22 protein-coding genes are annotated in these 19,705 nt (G+C 41.7%); 8 read left to right on the top strand and 14 right to left on the bottom strand.

Annotated features, from left to right (window positions below; all coding sequences use genetic code 11):
• Positions 1 to 10: 10 nt before the first annotated feature.
• The 4 genes from Q0895_RS07230 to Q0895_RS07215 form a co-directional block, all read right to left on the bottom strand.
• Entirely contained in the window at positions 11 to 742 is a 732-nt protein-coding gene (locus tag Q0895_RS07230) for a LysE family translocator (protein WP_299187106.1), read from the bottom strand.
• A 124-nt stretch (positions 743 to 866) separates the two neighbouring features.
• Positions 867 to 2,102 (bottom strand): acetylornithine deacetylase, encoded by a 1,236-nt coding sequence (gene argE, locus Q0895_RS07225; RefSeq protein ID WP_299187104.1) that lies wholly within the window; start codon positions 2,100 to 2,102, stop codon positions 867 to 869.
• A gap of 35 nt (positions 2,103 to 2,137) precedes the next feature.
• Entirely contained in the window at positions 2,138 to 2,620 is a 483-nt protein-coding gene (locus Q0895_RS07220; protein WP_299187101.1) for a nucleoside deaminase, read from the bottom strand.
• 73 nt (positions 2,621 to 2,693) lie between these two features.
• A complete protein-coding gene (locus tag Q0895_RS07215; RefSeq protein ID WP_299187098.1) occupies positions 2,694 to 3,347 on the bottom strand; it encodes a UPF0149 family protein in 654 nt (217 codons plus the stop codon).
• A gap of 212 nt (positions 3,348 to 3,559) precedes the next feature.
• Here Q0895_RS07215 and Q0895_RS07210 point away from each other — a divergent pair, with 212 nt between their 5' ends.
• Entirely contained in the window at positions 3,560 to 4,000 is a 441-nt protein-coding gene (locus Q0895_RS07210) for a hypothetical protein (protein ID WP_299187095.1), read from the top strand.
• Positions 4,001 to 4,108: 108 nt separating this feature from the next.
• The gene (locus tag Q0895_RS07205; RefSeq protein WP_299187093.1) at positions 4,109 to 4,567 is read left to right on the top strand and encodes a cell division protein ZapA; all 459 of its coding nucleotides are present in this window, start codon (positions 4,109 to 4,111) and stop codon (positions 4,565 to 4,567) included.
• A 16-nt stretch (positions 4,568 to 4,583) separates the two neighbouring features.
• Here Q0895_RS07205 and Q0895_RS07200 read toward each other — a convergent pair whose 3' ends face one another.
• The 4 genes from Q0895_RS07200 to Q0895_RS07185 all read right to left on the bottom strand — a co-directional run bounded on the left by Q0895_RS07200 (position 4,584) and on the right by Q0895_RS07185 (position 8,864).
• Complete coding sequence (locus Q0895_RS07200) at positions 4,584 to 4,838, bottom strand: hypothetical protein (protein WP_299187353.1); 255 nt, start codon at positions 4,836 to 4,838, stop codon at positions 4,584 to 4,586.
• A 291-nt stretch (positions 4,839 to 5,129) separates the two neighbouring features.
• The gene (glyS, locus tag Q0895_RS07195) at positions 5,130 to 7,223 is read right to left on the bottom strand and encodes a glycine--tRNA ligase subunit beta (RefSeq protein WP_299187090.1); all 2,094 of its coding nucleotides are present in this window, start codon (positions 7,221 to 7,223) and stop codon (positions 5,130 to 5,132) included.
• A gap of 9 nt (positions 7,224 to 7,232) precedes the next feature.
• Positions 7,233 to 8,216: a glycine--tRNA ligase subunit alpha gene (gene glyQ / locus Q0895_RS07190; RefSeq protein WP_299187350.1), complete on the bottom strand. Its 984-nt coding sequence runs from the start codon at positions 8,214 to 8,216 to the stop codon at positions 7,233 to 7,235.
• Positions 8,217 to 8,651: 435 nt separating this feature from the next.
• Entirely contained in the window at positions 8,652 to 8,864 is a 213-nt protein-coding gene (locus tag Q0895_RS07185; protein ID WP_299187087.1) for a PspC domain-containing protein, read from the bottom strand.
• A 608-nt stretch (positions 8,865 to 9,472) separates the two neighbouring features.
• Between Q0895_RS07185 and nadR the strand changes: the two genes are divergently transcribed.
• From nadR to Q0895_RS07170, 3 genes are all read left to right on the top strand, one after another.
• A complete protein-coding gene (gene nadR, locus Q0895_RS07180) occupies positions 9,473 to 10,528 on the top strand; it encodes a multifunctional transcriptional regulator/nicotinamide-nucleotide adenylyltransferase/ribosylnicotinamide kinase NadR (protein ID WP_299187084.1) in 1,056 nt (351 codons plus the stop codon).
• Between the two features lie 89 nt (positions 10,529 to 10,617).
• Positions 10,618 to 11,361, top strand: a complete 744-nt coding sequence (gene pnuC, locus Q0895_RS07175) for a nicotinamide riboside transporter PnuC (protein WP_299187081.1) — start codon at positions 10,618 to 10,620, stop codon at positions 11,359 to 11,361.
• Between the two features lie 172 nt (positions 11,362 to 11,533).
• On the top strand, positions 11,534 to 11,980 hold the full coding sequence (locus Q0895_RS07170) for an Mpo1-like protein (RefSeq protein WP_299187078.1): 447 nt from the start codon (positions 11,534 to 11,536) through the stop codon (positions 11,978 to 11,980).
• A gap of 152 nt (positions 11,981 to 12,132) precedes the next feature.
• Here the strand turns inward: Q0895_RS07170 and Q0895_RS07165 are convergent, their stop codons facing one another.
• The 3 genes from Q0895_RS07165 to Q0895_RS07155 form a co-directional block, all read right to left on the bottom strand.
• On the bottom strand, positions 12,133 to 12,744 hold the full coding sequence (locus Q0895_RS07165) for a nitroreductase family protein (protein ID WP_299187075.1): 612 nt from the start codon (positions 12,742 to 12,744) through the stop codon (positions 12,133 to 12,135).
• A gap of 205 nt (positions 12,745 to 12,949) precedes the next feature.
• Positions 12,950 to 13,888, bottom strand: a complete 939-nt coding sequence (locus Q0895_RS07160; protein WP_299187072.1) for a pirin family protein — start codon at positions 13,886 to 13,888, stop codon at positions 12,950 to 12,952.
• Between the two features lie 205 nt (positions 13,889 to 14,093).
• A complete protein-coding gene (locus Q0895_RS07155; protein ID WP_299187069.1) occupies positions 14,094 to 14,807 on the bottom strand; it encodes a pirin family protein in 714 nt (237 codons plus the stop codon).
• 263 nt (positions 14,808 to 15,070) lie between these two features.
• Here Q0895_RS07155 and Q0895_RS07150 point away from each other — a divergent pair, with 263 nt between their 5' ends.
• A complete protein-coding gene (locus Q0895_RS07150; protein ID WP_299187066.1) occupies positions 15,071 to 15,397 on the top strand; it encodes a GNAT family N-acetyltransferase in 327 nt (108 codons plus the stop codon).
• 205 nt (positions 15,398 to 15,602) lie between these two features.
• Here Q0895_RS07150 and Q0895_RS07145 read toward each other — a convergent pair whose 3' ends face one another.
• The 3 genes from Q0895_RS07145 to Q0895_RS07135 form a co-directional block, all read right to left on the bottom strand.
• The gene (locus Q0895_RS07145) at positions 15,603 to 16,289 is read right to left on the bottom strand and encodes a YoaK family protein (RefSeq protein WP_299187347.1); all 687 of its coding nucleotides are present in this window, start codon (positions 16,287 to 16,289) and stop codon (positions 15,603 to 15,605) included.
• Positions 16,290 to 16,362: 73 nt separating this feature from the next.
• Entirely contained in the window at positions 16,363 to 16,917 is a 555-nt protein-coding gene (locus Q0895_RS07140) for an NAD(P)H-dependent oxidoreductase (RefSeq protein ID WP_299187063.1), read from the bottom strand.
• 69 nt (positions 16,918 to 16,986) lie between these two features.
• On the bottom strand, positions 16,987 to 17,391 hold the full coding sequence (locus Q0895_RS07135; protein ID WP_299187060.1) for a DoxX family protein: 405 nt from the start codon (positions 17,389 to 17,391) through the stop codon (positions 16,987 to 16,989).
• 532 nt (positions 17,392 to 17,923) lie between these two features.
• On the opposite strand from Q0895_RS07135, the gene Q0895_RS07130 reads away from it, so the two are divergent.
• Positions 17,924 to 18,532, top strand: a complete 609-nt coding sequence (locus Q0895_RS07130) for a YceI family protein (protein WP_299187057.1) — start codon at positions 17,924 to 17,926, stop codon at positions 18,530 to 18,532.
• Between the two features lie 166 nt (positions 18,533 to 18,698).
• Positions 18,699 to 19,604, top strand: coding sequence for a LysR family transcriptional regulator (locus tag Q0895_RS07125; protein WP_299187054.1), 906 nt, complete (start codon positions 18,699 to 18,701; stop codon positions 19,602 to 19,604).
• The last annotated feature ends 101 nt before the right edge of the window (positions 19,605 to 19,705 follow it).

Here is a 19,705-nt window from a genome sequence, read left to right as displayed (position 1 = left end):
ACGACTTATTTTAAACCATAAAGCTATTGAGCACTTCAGCCAATAGCGCTGCCGCAATTAATATAAATATCACCCCACAACCACGATTAAGCCACACTAAGCGATTTCCAACATCGAGCCAGCTTGCGAGCTTTGTACCACCTAGGGTATAAACTATCTGCCAGATTGTCTCGCTCAAAAACAAACCTATAGTCAATACCACATATTGTGGCCACAAAGGCGCACTAAAATTGAGGAACTTAGGAAAGAACGCAGCAAAGAACAAAATGGCTTTTGGATTAGACAGCGATACCCAGATACCAGTACGAAACAAGGTCGTGTTGCTCGGAGAGACCTTAACTGCTGCGCTAGATAGCGAGCGCGGTCTGGGCATATCAGCCGTAGGTTGCATAGTAGTGGGATAGTCAGCTGCCACCTCCTCGCTTATCTCACGGGCATCGCTCATCAAACTGCCTTCACTAGCATCGCGCCACGAGCTGATACCCAAATAAATTAGATATACTGCGCCAACTGCTTTAATCACTGTAAGTAGCCAAGGGGACTGGCGGCTGATCACATCCAATCCAAGTAAAGTCGATAATAGCAGTATAAACAAACCAAGACTTAACCCAGCCAGCGTCCATAGTGTCCGCTTGACCCCATAGTTCATCCCATACTGGAACGCTAATAACATATTGGGACCAGGGGTCGCTGAAATAAAAAACGTACTTGCAAAAAATACCGCAAACAGATGCCAAGACATCAACCAACCCCTACTCTTTTATTTAAAATAAATGGCATAAACGCAAAAGAAGCAAAAAATAAATACCGCCATAAAGACGGTATATTTTATGCTACTTCATAACAAAAAAGAACTGCTTACTGCTTTAACTGGCCACACAGCTGTTGAGCAGTTTTTGTAAAAACTCATCACAGCGCGCAATCTCATTCAATGCCACGAACTCATCGGCTTTATGCGCCTGCTCAATGCTCCCTGGGCCGCAAATAATGGTCGGAATGCCAGCGTTAGTAAATTGCCCGCCTTCGGTGGCATACGCCACTTTGTGACGCTCATCATCGCCCGTTAGTGCCGCTATCAGCGCTTGTAGCTCATCATTATTATTATCGTTCATTGCTGGTACGCCCTCTTCTTGTATCAGCTCGATACCGGTTTCAGGAGACCGCGCTTGCATCTGCGCGTTTAGCTCGGCAATTTTAGCTTGGATGGGCGCTACAATATCCTCTTGCGTCATGTGCGGCAAATTACGATAGTCAAAGGTGAACTCGCACAGATTGGGTACGATATTGGTCGCCGTGCCGCCTTTTATTGTACCCACTGACATGGTTGAAAAAGGCACATCAAACATGTCATCGTTGTCATCACGCTGACTAATCTCTTCCGACAACTCATCGACATAGCCGATTAGACGACTGGCATAGCTGATGGCATTGACGCCCTGTTTGGTCAATGATGAATGCGCAGACTTGCCATGGACGCGGCAGCGATAAACAGCAATGCCTTTATGTGCCACAACCACCGTCATATTGGTTGGCTCACCGACGATACAATAATCAGGAGTGATACCGCGCGCCTCGATATCCGCTAAAATCAGCGGCGCGCCCAAACAGCCTACCTCTTCATCAAAGGATAGTGCCAGATGCAGCGGACGGCTCAGCTTACCCGATTTAGATAATTCTACTGCTTTAGGTAGCACCGTTAAGCTACAGGCAATAAAGCCTTTCATATCGCACGACCCGCGTCCATAGAGTTTATCGCCGCGAATCGTCGCTTTAAATGGATCGGAGCTCCAGTCCTGCCCATCGACAGGCACGACATCTGTATGACCAGATAGTACAAGCCCATGGTTCACTTCATCAGCGTTAGCTCCTGCTGGCACAGTGACAAATAAATTGGCTTTATTTTTAGCCTCATTAAAGGTCAAATCCACCGATAAGCCCAATTGCTCACAATAGGCTTGTACATCTTCGATCAACGCTAAATTGGAATGGCGACTGACCGTATCAAAGCCTATCAGACGCTTTAGCCAATCGATGCTTTGCGCAGGATACGTCACATGAGACAAGGTTTGGACGTCATCGTCGTTACTATTCTTTATAGTCATAAAACATCCTTATTACGATATAAAATAAACAAGCATTAGCCTTTTTGGAGCGCGCGTCGTTGTAACGCTTTTACTTTGTCATCCAAACCGGCAACTGGGCCATCTACTGGTATGTTCGGAGCCACTTCCTGAATCGATAAGGTATTGATAGGAGAGGAGGATTCGACGCCCATCTCCTCCATCCATTCGCCCAATTGTTTCGATGAGCTAACGTAAACAATACGCCCCAATCCTGCCCAAGCATGAGCCGCTGAGCACATAGCGCAGTGCTCGCCCGAGGTATAGACCACCGCTTTTGCACGCGCATCGGGGTCCATGTTTTGAGCCGCCCATTTTGCAACGGCAATCTCAGGATGATAAGTTGCGTCGACTGTATTGGCACGGTTACGATCTTCATGCAACACACGACCCTCGACATCGACCAATACACTACCAAATGGCTCATCGCCCGCTTCTACCGCTTCAGCAGCAAGCTCAACACAGCGGCGCAAATGTTGCATGTCACTATCCGTTATCATTACAGTCTCCCTTTTATCATCTTACGGCAAATCAACATCCCTATGCTACTTGGCATTATAGACAGCAAAACACTTATGATGGATTGTTTTGGTTCATAACATTGAGCACAGGCGGCATAGGCTTTGGCAACTTACCTTCTGCTTGTAGCTCTTTTGTCGTTTTAGCATCTATAGCCAAACCTGAGATCAGTGCTAACTCTTTAACTGGTTTACGTTTACGGGTAGCAAAGCTTACAGGTATCATACGCGCAAACTCATAAATATAAAGATAGGACTCTTCACCGCCCTCATACTCTTCATCTTCTTCTAGACGAATAGCCCCAATTTTGGCCAAATCTGAGAGCATCTCGTTTTCTTCAGCACTCAGACTACAATCAGTAATCCCAAAACCTGTCATAAAACCATTTGCCCACTGTTTCAAAGCCATGACACGTTCGTATAAACTGTGTTCATCATCAGGCACTAATGGCATATATGCATAGGCATCGTCTTTATCTTTTAGCTGAAATACCGTATCTTCGCCCTCTTCTGTCAACAAGGTTAGCGCTGCCTCTGGCAATGGTGCAAAACTCAGCTCTGCAAGGACAGTCGCCCATTCTTGCTCACTAGGAGCATTGCAAGCTGTCATCAAACCAGTCATCAAGCCGTGTAGCTCGCTAATACTGACATCAGTCCAATCTCCAATCGTATTTGACCAAGTATTCCAGCCTGAGATATTGTCATTCATAACAATTGTCCTATCAATTAGTTAGTACTTATTAATTTAAGATAGCTGTAACTTCATACTATTTATAAGATTACAGCCCATAAAAGCAAAAAACGAAGCACAATACGTGCAATTACTTTGTTGATATAGATATTATGCGGTCACCTATGGCATTATTAAACGTAACGAAGAAAATTCCTCCACGCATCACTTGTTAAGGATAAAAACTGACTATGTATGATCAACTCAAAACCTTAGAAAAAATGATACTCGATATAAAAAAACAGTATCAGCTCGTCAGTAGCGAACTTAGCAGCCTCAAACAAAAGCCCAATAGCGACCCTAAAGAATTAGCAGCGCTCAAAACGCAGCTAAATAGCTTTAAAACTGAAAATGACAATGCCAAAAAACAATTGGGCGATCTGGATAAACGCTATCAAAGCTTAGCTGAAGCACACCATATGATTGGCGAAGAACAGGACCAATTGCATAAACAGATAAATGAGTTGCAGCGTAAGAATAATGAGCTACAACAGCAAAACAATGAACTTAAGCAACAAAATAGCGATATCAAAAAACAAAACCATGATTTGCAAGAAAAAAACCAGCTCGCTGCCGAACGTACGCAGGTCGTACTAAAACGATTGACGCGTATTGATCAGATGGAAGGCTAAGTACACTTTGCATACATGCTTTAATTAAATGATGCTGCGGTGCGTCATGTATTGATGATGTCCGCGCCAATAATACTATTCTAACGACGTTAACTTGTGGGATCCTTTATGACTGATAACAATAGCAACGCCACTCAAAAAGACAAACTGCAACCTCAGCAGAACCAAAATGAAGAATCAAATAGCCGCACTGACAATGCAAGCTTGACTTCTGATAATCCAGTTTCTAGTAGCTCTGACTCTAATATGAGCGCAAAACCTGCGACGTCTGAACCACAAATGAAAAAAGTTGACATCGTTATTGCTGGAGTAACCTATCAGATTTATTGTCCAGCAGATGAAGAAGCAGAGTTACGCTCAGCGGTATACTATATCAATGACTTTTTGCTTAACATCAAAAAGGATGCACCGAATTTAAGTCAAGAGAACTTACTAGTATTATGCTGCTTAAACCTTTATGAAAAAATCCATACGCATAAAAAATCAGATGAAGAAACGGCACAAGCGTCTAAAAAAGCAGAAGCGTTACTCAGCAAAATAATGAAGGATGCACAATCTATTTTGTAAATCTATAAATAGCAGGCTACCCTCTTGGCTGATAACTTTTACCGGCATGAAAGTCTGTTTGATGCTCATAGTTGCAAAAAAATAGCTCTTTATTGGCTACAGTATGGCTATCACTATCTGTAGCTAAGTTAGGCGAGCTTTCAAGAACGCCGCGATATTCGGCTAGACTGTGTCCACAAAAATCGCAATTGCGCGGTGTGGTTACATCGCCTTCTTGCGGCATCATACTTTTGGGCGCTCGTGGGTACATAAATTTATAAAATCCCCACATCGAGACCCAAATAAGAATGATGATAATAATAGCAGCCGCCACGGTCATGCTCCTTAGATCAATAGTTTGTGTACTATAGTAATAGATACGATATAAAGTGTACTGTAAATCGAGCTATAAGCACAATCATTGCTCTGTCTGTTTACTGTCTGTTTCATTATTACCAAGCGCAAAAACACTTTTAACAATATCTTTTGATGAATCATAAAAAAACTGACTGTAATAAGTCAGTTTTTTTATTCTCAGTGTTCTATTTTGCAAAAATAACTTAAGAGAGCTTAAACAACAGGGTTACAGTTGCAACTCACTGATATCAGCAACCGTTAAAAACAGCGCTCGTACTTGCTTTAGCAATGCTAAGCGGTTGTTCTTTAATGCTGCATCTTCACTATTGACCATGACATGATCGAAAAACTGCATCAAAGGCGCATCGAGGCGGGCCAACGTTTGCAATACTTGGGTGTAGTCAGCGGCTTCAAGCAGTGGCGCAACGTCGCGTTGGGCTTGCTGCACCGCTTGATATAGTGCTTGCTCGGCAGCCTCAGTTAGCAATCCCTCATCGACTTTGTCAGCGACCGTTACTTCTGATTTGGCTAAAATATTCGCCACGCGCTTGTTCGAATCAGCCAGCTTTTCAGCTTGTGGTAATTCACTAAATGCTTGTACCGCGCGAATACGCTGATCAAAATCCAGCGGCATATGCGGGTTGATCGCTTGCACAGCTTGGATGGTATCGACGCTGACGCCTTGTTCTGTATACATTGCTCGATAACGCGAATTCAAAAACGCCATTACTTGAGTGAAGGTATCGCCCATCTTAGCAATTTTGCTACCATCGCTTGTGCTGTAGCCTTTAATCGCTTGCTCAACCAAAGCCACCAAGTTAATCGGTAGCTGTTTTTCGATCAAGATACGCAAAATACCAATAGCAGAGCGGCGCAGGCTAAACGGATCTTTTGAACCTGTTGGCGCTTGGTCTATCGCAAAGATACCAACGAGCGTATCCAAACGATCAGCCAATGCCAGACAAATACCAATCGGCGTCTGCGGCAATACATCACCGCTAAACTTAGGTAAATACTGCTCTTGTAGGCTGGCGGCAACGGCTTCTGGCTCATCATTTAGACGCGCATAATAAGTACCTGCGATACCTTGCAACTCAGGATACTCACCGACCAGCGAGCTTGCTAGATCCGCTTTGGACAAGATAGCAGCACGCACTGTGTTATCAACTTCAATGTCATGGCCTTGCTGCTGCATTAAGGTAGCGATAAAAGCGGCAAGCTTGGCAATACGCTCAGATTTTTCCCAAATGGTACCCAGCTTATCTTGGAAAACACGGGTTTTTAGACTTTCAGTTAGCGCAAACAATGGCTGCTTTTGATCTTGCAAGAAGAAAAACTCGGCATCAGCCAAGCGCGGACGTACGACCTTCTCATTACCTTCAATAATTTGATTGGGATCTTTTGACTCAATATTGGTGATAAAAATAAAGTACGGTTGCAGTTTACCTTCTTTATCGGTTAAGCAAAAATACTTTTGATCCGCTTGCATGGTGGAGATTAGCGCCTCTTGCGGCACTTGCAAAAAGCGCGATTCAAAGTCAGCTCGTAGCGCAATCGGAAAATCAACCAGTGCGGTCACTTCATCAAGCAAGTCTTGCGGCACGATGGCATTAGCATTGACTTCATCAGCTAGTGCTTTGACTTGATTTTTGATGAGCATTTGACGCTTATCAAAATCAGCCACGACTTTTAGGTCAGTAAGGAGCTGCTCATAATCATTGGCATGAGCAATGTTATGATAATCAGGACTATGGAAGCGATGACCGCGAGTTTGCGTGCCGGTTTGATGTCCTTGGATAGTGGCATCAATGACAGCATCATCTTGCATCAATACCGCCCACTGTACTGGACGCACAAACTCATCACGGCTACTACCTGAGCGCATGCGTTTGGCAATCGGCAGATTGTCTAATGCCGTCTGAAAGATGCTCGGTAGCAGCTCGGTGGTCGCTTGACCTTGAATGGTCTGCTCGTAGCCGACATAATCACCTTTGTCGGTATTGATAGTGATAAGCTCGCTGGCATCTATGCCCAAGCCTTTGGCAAATCCCATCGCCGCGCGCGTAGGGTTGCCATCGGCATCGAATGCCGCTTTAATCGCAGGGCCACGTTTTTGTTCCGTGCGATCAGGTTGCTTATCTGCAATCCCTTCAATCTGAATCGCCAAACGGCGCGGTGCGGCAAAGGCTTTGATACTATCAAAGCTAATATTAGCTTCATTCAGCTGTTCTTTGACACTGCTCTCTAAGGCATCGCGTAAAGGTTTTAGGCTTTTTGGAGGTAGCTCTTCACACCCCAATTCAAATAGAATAGTACTCATGGGATGCTCCTATTTATTATCAGTTGATTGGTTTTTGTTTGATTCTTTAGTTTCAGTTGCCGTCTCAGTCTCATCCTTTGGCAAATACTTATCAAGCGCTGCTTGTCGATGGTCGTCATCTGCCAATGGAAAACCAAGCTTGGCACGTGCTTCGACATAACTAAAAGCCACTTTGCGTGCTAAGGTACGCACACGTAAAATAAAGCGCTGACGTTCAGTGACCGAAATAGCACCGCGAGCGTCCAGTAAGTTAAAGGCGTGCGAAGCTTTTAGCACCATCTCGTACGCTGGTAGTGGTAAGCCTTCGGCAACCAATTTATCTGCTTGTGCTTCATAAAAGTCAAAAAACTCGCCCATTTTTGGCACATCAGCATGCTCAAAATTATAAGTGGACTGCTCAACTTCGTTTTGATGAAAGACATCACCATAGGTGACACGGCCAAACTCACCATCTGCCCAAACCAAATCATAAACGCTATCGACGCCTTGTACATACATTGCTAGGCGCTCAAGACCGTAAGTAATCTCGCCTGTGACTGGAAAGCATTCAATGCCGCCAACTTGCTGGAAATAAGTAAACTGTGTCACCTCCATACCGTTGAGCCAAATCTCCCAACCAAGACCCCACGCACCAAGCGTAGGTGATTCCCAGTTATCTTCAACGAAACGTACGTCATGTACTAATGGATCGATACCGATGGCACGTAGTGAATCCAAATACAACTCTTGGATATTGGGCGGGTTAGGTTTTAGCACTACTTGAAACTGATAATAATGCTGCAAACGGTTGGGGTTATCACCATAGCGGCCGTCTGTTGGGCGACGCGACGGCTGAACGTAAGCGGCGTTCCAGCGCTCAGGACCAAGCGAGCGCAAAAAAGTCGCGGTATGAAAAGTACCCGCGCCAACTTCTATATCATAAGGCTGCAATACTACGCAGCCTTTATCAGCCCAATAATTCTGTAAGGTTAAGATTAAGTCTTGAAAAGTCATCGGTTGAGAATTCATAAGAAAATCACTATGGAATTAAGAAGGTTAGACCGAACGTGATAAACATCTATACTCACTGTTCGTGTAGCGCCTCTGGCTACATATCTATTTGCCTGCTCACCTTACTAAAAAACAGATATTTTATCCATATTTACAGCAACTAAATTTATCATACTAGTAAGTTGTGTCGAATAATAAGAGGATATCTAGATAATCACAGACGCCATAATTATTATAGGATATAAAACCGTACAACAAAAAAATACCCAGATGAGTTAACATCTGGGCAGGAGGAAAACTGTGTAGCTACTAATTATATTTAAGCCTTCTATATCTTATGAGCTACGTTTATAGCGTGGTATTTTTATTATTATTGTAATTTATTAGCTTTAATATTACTGTACAACTGACTGTATATTAGTGGGTTGGTTAGTTATCTTACCGATAAGACTGAGGAGAAGCTTTCGGCATGACAATCCATAATACAATATAAATCAATATGCCAGGTACTGCTGCACTCAGCGTAGAGATGATTACAAATAAAAGGCGTACCCAAGTTGGTGACCAACCTACATACTCTGCAATGCCTCCCATCACGCCAGCAATCATGCGACTGTTTTGTGAACGATGTAATTTTGTTAATTTACCCAAAACTCATACCTCTTCTTCAGTTACTTCTGATTAATATTATTATTATAAAATACTTAACTACTATTATATGGATGCTTATTAGAAATCTAAACCATTATCAAATCGACTTTTAAAAAATATTCTAATAATTTTTGTTTACGCATTTTTTGTTCTTTTTAACTTAAGATGATTATAACAATGTTTTGCCTATCTACTATTAGTAGTGTAGGTATGCTTTGTGAATTTATGCTACTTAAACTTGCTCTAATCTGTCACATATCTCATCTAAATACCTGATTTTAAAAGAGTATTTCAAAATGTTTCAGCGGACACTTTGTTGCGCTTTTCTTTCTCTTATTCTACTGGCAGTTTGCTCTAATAATTCTCGTCTAAAACGGTAGTCAGCTAACCCTGAATAATCCTATCATTTAATGTACTAAAATATTTAAATGGACTCACAGAAACCAAGCAGTAGTTTACAATAAGGCACCTGTATCAAAGTAAAAAGCTTTATATAGTTTGTACTTAATAAAACTCTGCATCACATAACACGTGATAAATAACAAATAAAAAATTTGTGCAATAAAATATTTGATAAGTCGCTTTTAGAGAGATTTTTAGGAAATAATATGTATGATAATGGCTTGATAATTGGACACTTTGAACCGCTACACTTAGGGCAAATGCGTAGTATTTTAGACGCTGCAGGACAAGCAAAGTCTCTACACATCGTCATCACCGCTCACCCGTCACCGCATCCAAACTTCACTATTACGCTGCAGGATAAAGCGCGTTGGCTACAAATGGCCTGTGCTGACTTGCCTTTTATTCACATTCATACAACCCACGAGATTGAGCTACCACTTCATGATAGCTTTGATGATATCAAGATTGATGTCCCAGCCAGCAATGCCAGACTGCAACGTTTAATCGCTGCGCTCAACTTACCCGCAGAAGCGGTTTTATTTGTCGCAGACAATCACCCTTTAGCGCAAAGTCACACTCAAGAGCAGCTGACGATGAAAGTGGTTACGACGACGCTTCAGCCTGAGTTTGACTCTTATGCTATCGCCCGCGACCCTGTGGCACATTGGTCAACGATTCATCCCCAAGCGCGCGGTGATTACACAAAGACGGTCGCTATCGTCGGCGGTGAAAGCTCAGGAAAAACGACCTTAGTCCATAAGCTTGCCAACTATTATGGAGCAAGCTTTGCGTTAGAGATGGGCCGCTTATACGTAGGGACGGACTTGGGCGGTAGTGAAGTTGGTCTACAATACAGTGATTATGCGCCTATTGCGCTTGATCATGCACAAGCTATCCGAGATGCTACTGCTGCGGCAACTGCTCCTGTTACTATTGTTGATACAGATTTTGTGACCACACAAGCGTTTTGTGAAGAATATGAAGGGCGCACTCACCCGTTTGTCACTGCCTGTATTGATGAGTTTCGCTTAGACCATACGATTATGCTGGATAACAACACGCCATGGGTTGCCGATGGCATGCGCTCACTGGGAGATCCTGATGCACGTGGACGTTTTGAGCAGCGTCTTGTCAATATATTTGCACGGCACAGTATAGCACCGCATCTAATTGATGAGCCCGATTATGACGCCCGCTATCATCAAGCGTTAAAATTTATCGATCACTATATTTATGGTAAGAACACACCAAAATCGTAGTCCAAAAATTCAAAAACTTCCGAATACCACATTTATAATAATATTGCTTATATCAGTATCTCACTGATACATTTTTAGGAAAACAAGTTATGCGCATTCAGCTATTGGACAACATTACTGGAAAATGGGCCATGCAATGGATTGTCGTCTGGTTCATTTGCGGCGTGATTGCACTATCTACAGGCTTTTGGCTTACTACAGAACACACGACCCTCGATATGTTTTATTTGAGTGTCTCTTTTATTGGTTTAATATGCGTGGTGTCGCTATCATTTCGCAAAAACGTCATGGGTAATGGCCTTGGTATGGCGGCGACCGCTGGTGAGGTGGTCGTACAAGCAACGTCTGGTGCAGTAGGTTTGATGCTCGCGCCATTATTTAACTTTTTTACCCACGTCTATGGGTTGTTTTATTGGTCTAAGCACACCGACCTTGATGGTGACATGATACCTAAGTCGGCCAGTAAGTGGGTATGGCTTATCACTGCTACATTTATTGTCATTGGTTTGGCCCTATTTCCGACAGTCAATGACATACTAGCAAGCTATGGCTATGCTGTTGTAGAAGATGATAACAGCAAGTTTTTGGGCATCATTTCCTTTTTTTGGATCAACGTCTTAGCTTTTGTACTGTCTATTACGGCGCAAGCGGCTATGATTTTGCGCTATTCATTTAACTGGTGGCTGTGGATTATCGTCAACTTCGTCTGGCTCATCGTAAATCTGATGTCTGGCAACTATATCTTTGCCATTCAAACCATGGTCTATCAAGTTAATGCTTTTATTGGCTTATACGAGTGGCACCGTAGTGAACAAAACACGTTAGAAGTCTGAGTCTAGCAAGAATACTAGACAAACGGACAGTAAATATTTCTACCAAAACAAGACCTTATGACTGTATGGTCTAACTGATAATGTGGTAGATTGTCATAAATAGTGTTAAAACTGATGGTTCAGTACAGACTTAACTACTCGTAAGCACTCAAACACTAACAAGGAGGTTAGTATGTCGCGTATCAATCGTACAGGTATGTCCAAACGCACACTCGAACAATGGCTCACTGAGTACTCTGTCAGCCACCAAAACTTAGTCAATAAGAAAATCCATTGGCTTTGCGTTCCTACTATCTTTGTCAGCCTTTTAGGGATGGGAATGTCGCTCTCAGTCTGGTTTACTCTGGTACTTAGTGCTTTGGTATTACTATTTTATATGCAACTCTCTACGCCACTATTTATGGCGATGGGAATTTTCATTCTTATTTGTCTGTCAGTGATGAGCTTGCTGCCATGGGGTTTTAAGATTTGGGCAGGTGTTTTTATTGTCGCTTGGATTGGACAGTTTATCGGTCACAAAATTGAAGGCAAAAAACCATCGTTTTTTGAAGACTTACAGTTTTTATTGATTGGCCCTGCTTGGGTGGCCAACAGCCTTATGGGTGGCAAAAACAGCTAATAACCACCGTTTAACAGCGCAATGCTTTATGTTTAGCGTGCTATGTAGCCACAACTTATGTATTGATAGTTTTTATACCTAAAAAAGCGCCACCCATTAACTGGATGGCGCTTTTTTTAGCTCTTCATCTTTTATATTACTGAGCTTTGGTATTATTTACCAAATACTTTCATACGCTCTTCTACTGGCTTAAACTCTTTGTCGCCAGCTGGCTGCTCGATTGCACCAAACACCATTTGTGCATTCAACTCCCAGTCATCAGCGATATTCCAAGTATCGGCAACTTGCTGGTCAATCACTGGATTATAATGTTGCAAGTTTGCGCCAACATCGATGCTTGCCAATGCCGTCCAAATCACATACTGATGCATGGCGTTGGTTTGGTGTGCCCAAATTGGGAATTTATCCGCATATAAAGGCGCTGCTTCTTGCATGTTTCTGACCACGCCTTTGTCTTCAAAGAACAATATCGTACCGGCGCCTGCTTTAAAGCCTGCGATTTTATCTTTCGTACCTTGGAACTTCTCATCATCACCAACTATAACCTTCAAGGTCTCTTCAGTGATATCCCAAAGCTTTTGATGATCGTCACCGAATAATACAACGATACGCGCTGACTGAGAGTTAAACGCTGATGGCGTGTGCAAAATAGCATGCTCAACGAGTTTAACGACCTCATCATTAGACACTGGCAGCTTATTGCTTAGGGCATAGATAGAACGACGTTTTTCAGCCAATTGTTGTAGATCTTTTAGGTCTGACATAGATTTTCTCCAAATTATTAATGTGTATTGATTAAAATAAACGCTAGATGAGTATGATTAAAAATTCATATCTGATAACCACACCCTAAATTCATCCAATTTATTATAAAGAAAACTGGATTATATCCATACTTCCTTTTTGTAATAAAACTTAATTATAAAGTGTCTTTTAATAGATAATTTAACTTATCATTTTAATGTCAAACTACCCTTTAAAGCCATCCGGCAGCTCTGGGGCAGGCAAACGCTTCATATCAGAATCAACCTCACCAAAACGTTCGTGACCGTTGTTCCAATCGATGATAGACTGCTCAATCTCTTCTTTATTGTCTGCGACAAAGTTCCACCAAAGCAGTACTTGGTTATTTAAGGGCTCACCGCCAATAAACATGACACGCGTGTCTTTTTTGGCGACAAGCTTTATGCTTTCATTATTAGCAACATCGCTATCGTGAAAGCGTAATAGCTGATCTTGTGGGCAGACTTTGCCCTCAGACTCAATCTCGCCTTCTGTAACCAAAATCCCATACTCAAAACCTGGCTCTAAGTTTAGCGTGACTTCACCGTCTTCGACCCAGTACACATCGATACCGACCATTTTTGAGTACTGTATGGTTGGCGCCTCATAGCGCTCCCCTGTGATACTGTTATAGCTACCGGTCGTCAGAATCATCTGGGCGCTATCTTCCGTCCACGTTGGTAGCTCTGGATAATGATGGAAACTTGGCTCAATCTCTTGATCGGTCGGTAGTGCAATCCATAGTTGTACCATGCTTATCGCACGCGCTGCATCTGGTGAGCCGCCCGTATCTGGAAAGACACTTTGCTCAGTATGACTGATACCGCGATTAAGGCCTGTCCCTGCAGTCATGACATTGACTTGGTTTTTGGTAATGACTTGCTCGTTACCCAAGCTATCTTTATGTAGCACTTCGCCATTTAACATCCAGCTAAAGGTTTGTAAATTGGTGTGCGGATGACGGCCGACTTGCATGCCTGAGTCACCTTTATCAAATTCAACAGGGCCTGCGTGATCCAAAAAGCACCAAGCACCAATCGGTTTTTTGCCTGTATTAGGTAAAAGACGGGCAATTGGAATACCGCCAACATCTGCCAAACGCGGTTCTAGGGTTTTGATACTCATGGTTCACCTCTTATTATCTATTATGTGATAGTCAATGTAATGAAACTGATACAGCCTGATATACAGTAGGTAGAAATAAAAGTAGCGCTAAAATATAAATATTTTAAACATCTCACCACGCTACTTTTAATTATCGTACTTTATAATTTTAACACCTTCTAAATATTATCATTTAAAGAGACGTATCTTATAAGCTCGAAGTGGCTTATAAACTCATCGGCACTTCCATTAGTAGTACTTTAGCATTCTCTTCTACATCCATCGTGAAGTTCTTAGTATCCCAAACACCAAGGCCATCACGAGTATCTAAAGTATTACCGTTTACATTTACTCTACCACTAATGACAAATATATAGACACCGTTGTTAGGGTCTTTTAGCTGATAAGTCTGCGTCACGCCTTTATCAAAATCACCCATGCTAAACCAAGCATTCTGATGAATCCATACACCCGCATCGTCCGCATTTGGTGACAGTACTTGATTGAACTCATTTGGCTGCATGATGTCATCCATGCGTATTTGCTGATAACGAGGCGCTACGCTCATTTTATTTGGAATGACCCAAATCTGTAAAAACTTTACGTCCTCTTTGTCATCACCATTCATCTCACTGTGCGTGATACCAGTACCAGCAGACATGACTTGGATTTCACCTGTCTCGATAATGCCATTGTTACCAATATTATCGCCATGACCGAGCTTACCAGATAACGGGATACTGATAATTTCCATGTCACGATGCGAGTGCTTACCAAACCCTTGACCACCGATCACAAAGTCGTCGTTGATGACGCGTAGTGCACCAAAACCCATACGCTCTGGATTGTGGTAGTTGGCAAAGCTAAAAGTATGACGGCTTTTGAGCCAGCCATGGTTTGCATCGCCACGAGAATCTGCTGCATGATAGATAGTTTTCATAATTTATCCTTATTAATTGAGGCGTTAAACATGTTTGAAAATATACTATTAACGAACTTGTCTAAACAATGGAGTTATTATAATTGTTGTTGAAGAAGAGATAAACATGGTAAATAGCAAATGAATATTCTTATTTTTAGAACAATACCAAGTAATATAAAGCTAACAGAACGTTAGCCATAAACTGTTAGCATATTAAAACTAAGGTTTAGAGCATAACAGACCGTTAGTGTTCTATCATTTATAATAAAAGGGATCATACTATGTCTGACAAACAAACATTAAACTATGAAGTTATCAATAACACAGATAAGAAGCGTTTTGAGATTCATATCGATGATCAAATTGCCCTTGAAGACTATGAATTTTTTACCACCAGTCAAGGTGAAAAAGGCATTGAATATAAGCATACCGAAGTGCCAGAGTCATTAGGTGGTCAAGGTATTGCAGGGTATCTAGTCAAATACATCTTAGACGATGCAGCGGCTAAAGGTTTACGTGTTAAGCCAACTTGTCCTTATGTGAAGTCTTATATCGATAAGCATCCTGAGTATCAAGATAACTCGGTGTTTCATAACGCTACGCCTTAACTCATATTTTAAACACCACTTTTTAAAGACAAAAAAACGCCATGCTAGAAAGCATGGCGTTTTTGATTTAACGATAAACTGTTAATTTTTAACAGAAACTTTTGCTTTTAATTGTTTGCTCATTAAAGATTAGACTTTAGGGACTTAATAGCCCTACTTTAGCAAATAATAAATTCACAGAGCGACTTAACAACACAGAAAGCTTTTAACCAATATTTTGTAAAAAGTCTTTGTCTCTGGCCAAAAATGACAAATAGAGTACAGGCAGCACAAACAAACCAACAGCCCAATAGCTTAATTTGACATATAGTACAGCGCCTAACAATGCGCCTATTACAAAGCTAATAACCAGCGCTGAGCTATGTCCCAACTTTTTAGCATTTTCAGACGTTCTATTTGATAAGTAGTCCGATAGACCTATCCCTAGTTGCGTCGTATTGCCAGTCATTAGTACTGTTGGGCTCATGTGCTTGATGACTGTTTTGCTAGCAGTATTACGAATCGCCAACGCGGTTAAACCCAAACCTCCAGTTATCGCAACGGTAATACCGCCTGCATCGATAAAAGGTTGAAAAGACAAGCCTGCAATCATAAATGCGGTTAAAAACACTGCTTCAGCTAATAATAAGTGACTCAGTAACAGCTGCTGTTTTTTACTTTTATCTATGTAGATCTTCGTTACTACTACCGTCAAAATAAATAGCGGTACAGATGCAAGCTTAATCCATAGTCCATCTTCGCCTTTCACCAGACCGCTACCCGCCAGCACCAAGTTTCCGGTCACATGAGCAGTAAAGAACCCAAACAAGGTAATAAAACCAATGGTATCGATAGCGCCACCAACGACTGTCAGCAACACAGGCGCTTGATAACGTTGCCAAAAGCTTGGCAAATTATTATTTTGAACGCCGTCCTTATTATTCTTAGTTGAAGTATCGTTAGACTCAGTATCGTGAGAGGCGCTGTTATGCACTGGTATTTCTGGCAAATATGACAAACTCGTCAACGAACTTTTGCAAGAATTTTTGCGTACGTTCGCTAACATTGCCTTCATCGTCCAAGCTGTCAGTTGCATGACCCAAGTACACTTCAGGGCGAATCATCATTTGCGCTGATAGCATCTGCATACTTTTACGGACATCAAGGCCACTAGCTCTGCCACCATAAGTGCCAGGAGATGCTGTCACTACGGCTAATTTTTTGTCTGTCCAAGCGCTATCGCCATGAGGACGAGAGGCAATATCGATGACGTTTTTTAGAGCAGCGGGCATCGTACGGTTATGCTCTGGTGTGACGATTAATACTGCATCAGCATCTTTAATCTGCTTACGGACACGATCATAGCTGTCAATCGTCTGGTCATCATAATCTTGATTATAAAGAGGCAAATCTGCGATATGCACTTCTGTCGCCGTAACATTGTCAGGTAACTGCGACACTATAAATTCTGCAAACTTACGGTTGATCGACGCCTCTCGCAAGCTGCCAATAATAAGGGCTACATTTGTCGATGTACTCATGATGACCTCCTTCGTACTGTGCATTAATTGTTTTAGTAATATTTGATAAACCGTTACTTATAATTTTTATTAGTGTAACGTTGTTCTTCTTGGTGCAGGGTCTTTATCGACTGAATAAGCACCTAGACCATGAGCAAATATCATTAAAAAACCACCCGCCATAGCGATGTTTTTCATAAATGGGTTCATTTGTGATTCATCATTCCAAAATTGATGGAAAAGAAGTGCAGAAACGATATTGAAACCGACAAACAGCAACGATATTAGACGTGCTTTAAAGCCAATCAAGATAGCGATTCCGCCCAATAACTCAAGTGCAATCACTAATGGTAGCAAGATACCTGGTACGCCCACCGATTCCATATAGCCTGCTGTCGCCGCATAACCTGTAATCTTACTAAACCCTGAAAAAATAAAAATCATTGATAAAAACAGACGACCGATAGGGGCGCTTATGTCTTGTAATTTATCCATTGCCACTCTCCATAAAAGTGTAAATTAAAATATTTATGAAAATAAATATATTTAAGTATTGTTGATTCGGTTATTTAATGCGCTCATTGTAGACATTGACTATACTTAGATAAACAGCAATAATCTCAAATATATGTTCTTTTTATCAGAACAATAGCTAGACATTTATCAACTTCTTGTTCACGAAAGAACTTTTATAAGTGAGTCATTTACGAAAAACGTCCTATGTAAGATGGTTAAAACCTATTCACTTGTGTAGCAGAGTTTAGTTAGGAAAGTATTAAAGACTCTATAAAAAGTACAAAAAAATAACGGAATTACACATCTCTTGATAGTGTTTGGCTTTAAATAAAGTAGTTCTTTGCTAAACTTATTACTTCTATGTATAAGCAGTAATTAATAATATAGTTTCAGATTCAATCAGTTTTATGCTGACGACCAAAGCAAATACTATATTTACTAAACCTCTTACTTACCTATACGTACACACTTAAACGTACCTAATTTACTTATCTAAAAAGGATTATTTATAATGACTTTAAAATCTATCAAACAAGCGAATCGTGCCATGACTTTTGCAGCCATTAGTGCGCTTGGTATGCTTAGCACATTAGGTCATGCAGCGACTTACGAGCTTGATCCCAAACATACCGCAGTACGCTTCTATGTAGATCACTTTGGTACCACGACCAACGCTGGTGGCTTTCATAATCTATCGGGTACTCTTGAGTACGCACCTGAAGAGCAAAAAGGTTTTATCGGCATTACAATCCCCATGGGCAGTTTAAGTACCGGGCTAAAAACCTTTGATGGTCATCTAAAGTCTGCTGATTTTTTTAATGTAGAAAAGTACCCCACTGCTTATTTTAAATCTACTGAGTGGCAGTTCGATGGTGATAAAGTCAAATCAGTCACAGGTGATTTGACTCTGCTCGACCAGACTCATCCTGTGACTTTAACAGCTACTAAATTTAACTGCTACGACAGTCCTTTATTAAATGCTGAAGCTTGTGGTGGTGATTTTGAAACCACTATCGACAGAACCAAATGGGGTATCGATACCTATACAGATGGCGGTATGATGAAAGATGTCAAATTGGTCATTCAGGTAGAAGGCAGTAAACAAGCGGATCTTAAATAAGCAGACCTTAAACAACAATGGCTCGTCCACTTAAGACAATCTGTACTACAATGAAGCTGGGTTTGTTAACCCAGCTTCATTGATTTTATAAAAGTGTTCATGGGAGTGTTATGCAGACAATCTCCCTTATAGAGCGATGAGTTAGGACAACGATAGGACAGCTAAAATGGGACAGCTAGAAGATATGGCAATGTTTGTACGCATTGTCGAAGCCGGTAGTATCACCAAAGCCGCTGAGCAATTAGATATTGCCAAATCGGCCGTAAGTAGGCGACTAAAAGACTTAGAGTCTCGCTTGGGCAATCAGTTGATAAGTCGGACCACGCGGCAGTCTAACTTGACCGAGGCTGGCGAACATTATTATCGACAGGCGAACAATATCCTCAGTGAAGTTGATGCACTTAATGAGCAGACCAGTGGTGCACCCACACGTATTGAAGGCACGCTCAAGATGACAGCGCCACTGTCGTTTGGGCTTATGCATCTAAATGATGTGATTGATGAGTACGCCAATCAACATCCCAATCTAAGCTTTGATTTGGATTTTTCTGATCGGCATGTGGACTTAATTGAGGAAGGATATGAGTTAGCCATTCGTATTAGAGAGCTACAAGACTCTAGCTATCAGGCAAAGCGTCTAGCGCTGATTCGCTATGCGCTCTGTGCCAGTCCTGAGTATTTGCGTAAAATGGGAACGCCTGAGACGCTCGAAGACTTGGCAGAACATGAATTTTTACAGTATGGTCTTAGTAAAACAAGCAATCTAGAGCTCACTGATGAGCAAGGAAAAAGGCATAATTATACAATAAACGCAAAAATCAAAGCCACCAACGGTGAGTTCTTAGTAGATTTGGCAGTGAAAGATCACGGTATTATTTTTATACCAACCTTTATCGCTTATCAAAAACTGGCTAAAGGTGAGCTACTACCTATTCTTAAGCAATACCAATTGCCCACACTAAGCGCCTATGCGGTATATCCAAAAAACCGCTTTTTATCACAGCGCTGCCGTTATTTGATTGACTTTATTGCAGAGCGTTTTGGAGACGACCCTTACTGGGATGACTTCTGATAAAAAAAACACAAGCAAGCCTAATTTAATAAGCCTCAACAGTTTTCTAAAGTCGCTATAAACCCCAAAACAATGTTGCTAGTATTGTGTCAAGACATCCA

The sequence above is a fragment of the uncultured Psychrobacter sp. genome (assembly GCF_947495825.1).
In the GTDB taxonomy this organism is placed as follows: Bacteria; Pseudomonadota; Gammaproteobacteria; order Pseudomonadales; family Moraxellaceae; genus Psychrobacter.
The sequence above is the reverse complement of the archived record's forward strand: the minus strand, read 5'-3'. Positions and strand labels throughout refer to the sequence as shown.

Excerpts from the sequence above, each read along its gene's own strand:
- Q0895_RS07135 (WP_299187060.1), bottom strand. The coding sequence starts at position 17,391 with ATGGATAAATTACAAGACATAAGCGCCCCTATCGGTCGTCTGTTTTTA.
- Q0895_RS07165 (WP_299187075.1), bottom strand. The coding sequence starts at position 12,744 with ATGTCAGACCTAAAAGATCTACAACAATTGGCTGAAAAACGTCGTTCT.
- Q0895_RS07220 (WP_299187101.1), bottom strand. The coding sequence starts at position 2,620 with ATGATAACGGATAGTGACATGCAACATTTGCGCCGCTGTGTTGAGCTT.
- Q0895_RS07230 (WP_299187106.1), bottom strand. The coding sequence starts at position 742 with ATGTCTTGGCATCTGTTTGCGGTATTTTTTGCAAGTACGTTTTTTATT.
- Q0895_RS07125 (WP_299187054.1), top strand. The coding sequence starts at position 18,699 with ATGGGACAGCTAGAAGATATGGCAATGTTTGTACGCATTGTCGAAGCC.
- Q0895_RS07160 (WP_299187072.1), bottom strand. The coding sequence starts at position 13,888 with ATGAGTATCAAAACCCTAGAACCGCGTTTGGCAGATGTTGGCGGTATT.
- Q0895_RS07170 (WP_299187078.1), top strand. The coding sequence starts at position 11,534 with ATGTCGCGTATCAATCGTACAGGTATGTCCAAACGCACACTCGAACAA.
- Q0895_RS07155 (WP_299187069.1), bottom strand. The coding sequence starts at position 14,807 with ATGAAAACTATCTATCATGCAGCAGATTCTCGTGGCGATGCAAACCAT.
- argE (WP_299187104.1), bottom strand. The coding sequence starts at position 2,102 with ATGACTATAAAGAATAGTAACGACGATGACGTCCAAACCTTGTCTCAT.
- Q0895_RS07205 (WP_299187093.1), top strand. The coding sequence starts at position 4,109 with ATGACTGATAACAATAGCAACGCCACTCAAAAAGACAAACTGCAACCT.
- Q0895_RS07130 (WP_299187057.1), top strand. The coding sequence starts at position 17,924 with ATGACTTTAAAATCTATCAAACAAGCGAATCGTGCCATGACTTTTGCA.
- Q0895_RS07215 (WP_299187098.1), bottom strand. The coding sequence starts at position 3,347 with ATGAATGACAATATCTCAGGCTGGAATACTTGGTCAAATACGATTGGA.
- glyS (WP_299187090.1), bottom strand. The coding sequence starts at position 7,223 with ATGAGTACTATTCTATTTGAATTGGGGTGTGAAGAGCTACCTCCAAAA.
- glyQ (WP_299187350.1), bottom strand. The coding sequence starts at position 8,216 with ATGACTTTTCAAGACTTAATCTTAACCTTACAGAATTATTGGGCTGAT.
- nadR (WP_299187084.1), top strand. The coding sequence starts at position 9,473 with ATGTATGATAATGGCTTGATAATTGGACACTTTGAACCGCTACACTTA.
- Q0895_RS07140 (WP_299187063.1), bottom strand. The coding sequence starts at position 16,917 with ATGAGTACATCGACAAATGTAGCCCTTATTATTGGCAGCTTGCGAGAG.
- pnuC (WP_299187081.1), top strand. The coding sequence starts at position 10,618 with ATGCGCATTCAGCTATTGGACAACATTACTGGAAAATGGGCCATGCAA.
- Q0895_RS07210 (WP_299187095.1), top strand. The coding sequence starts at position 3,560 with ATGTATGATCAACTCAAAACCTTAGAAAAAATGATACTCGATATAAAA.
- Q0895_RS07200 (WP_299187353.1), bottom strand. The coding sequence starts at position 4,838 with ATGTGGGGATTTTATAAATTTATGTACCCACGAGCGCCCAAAAGTATG.
- Q0895_RS07150 (WP_299187066.1), top strand. The coding sequence starts at position 15,071 with ATGTCTGACAAACAAACATTAAACTATGAAGTTATCAATAACACAGAT.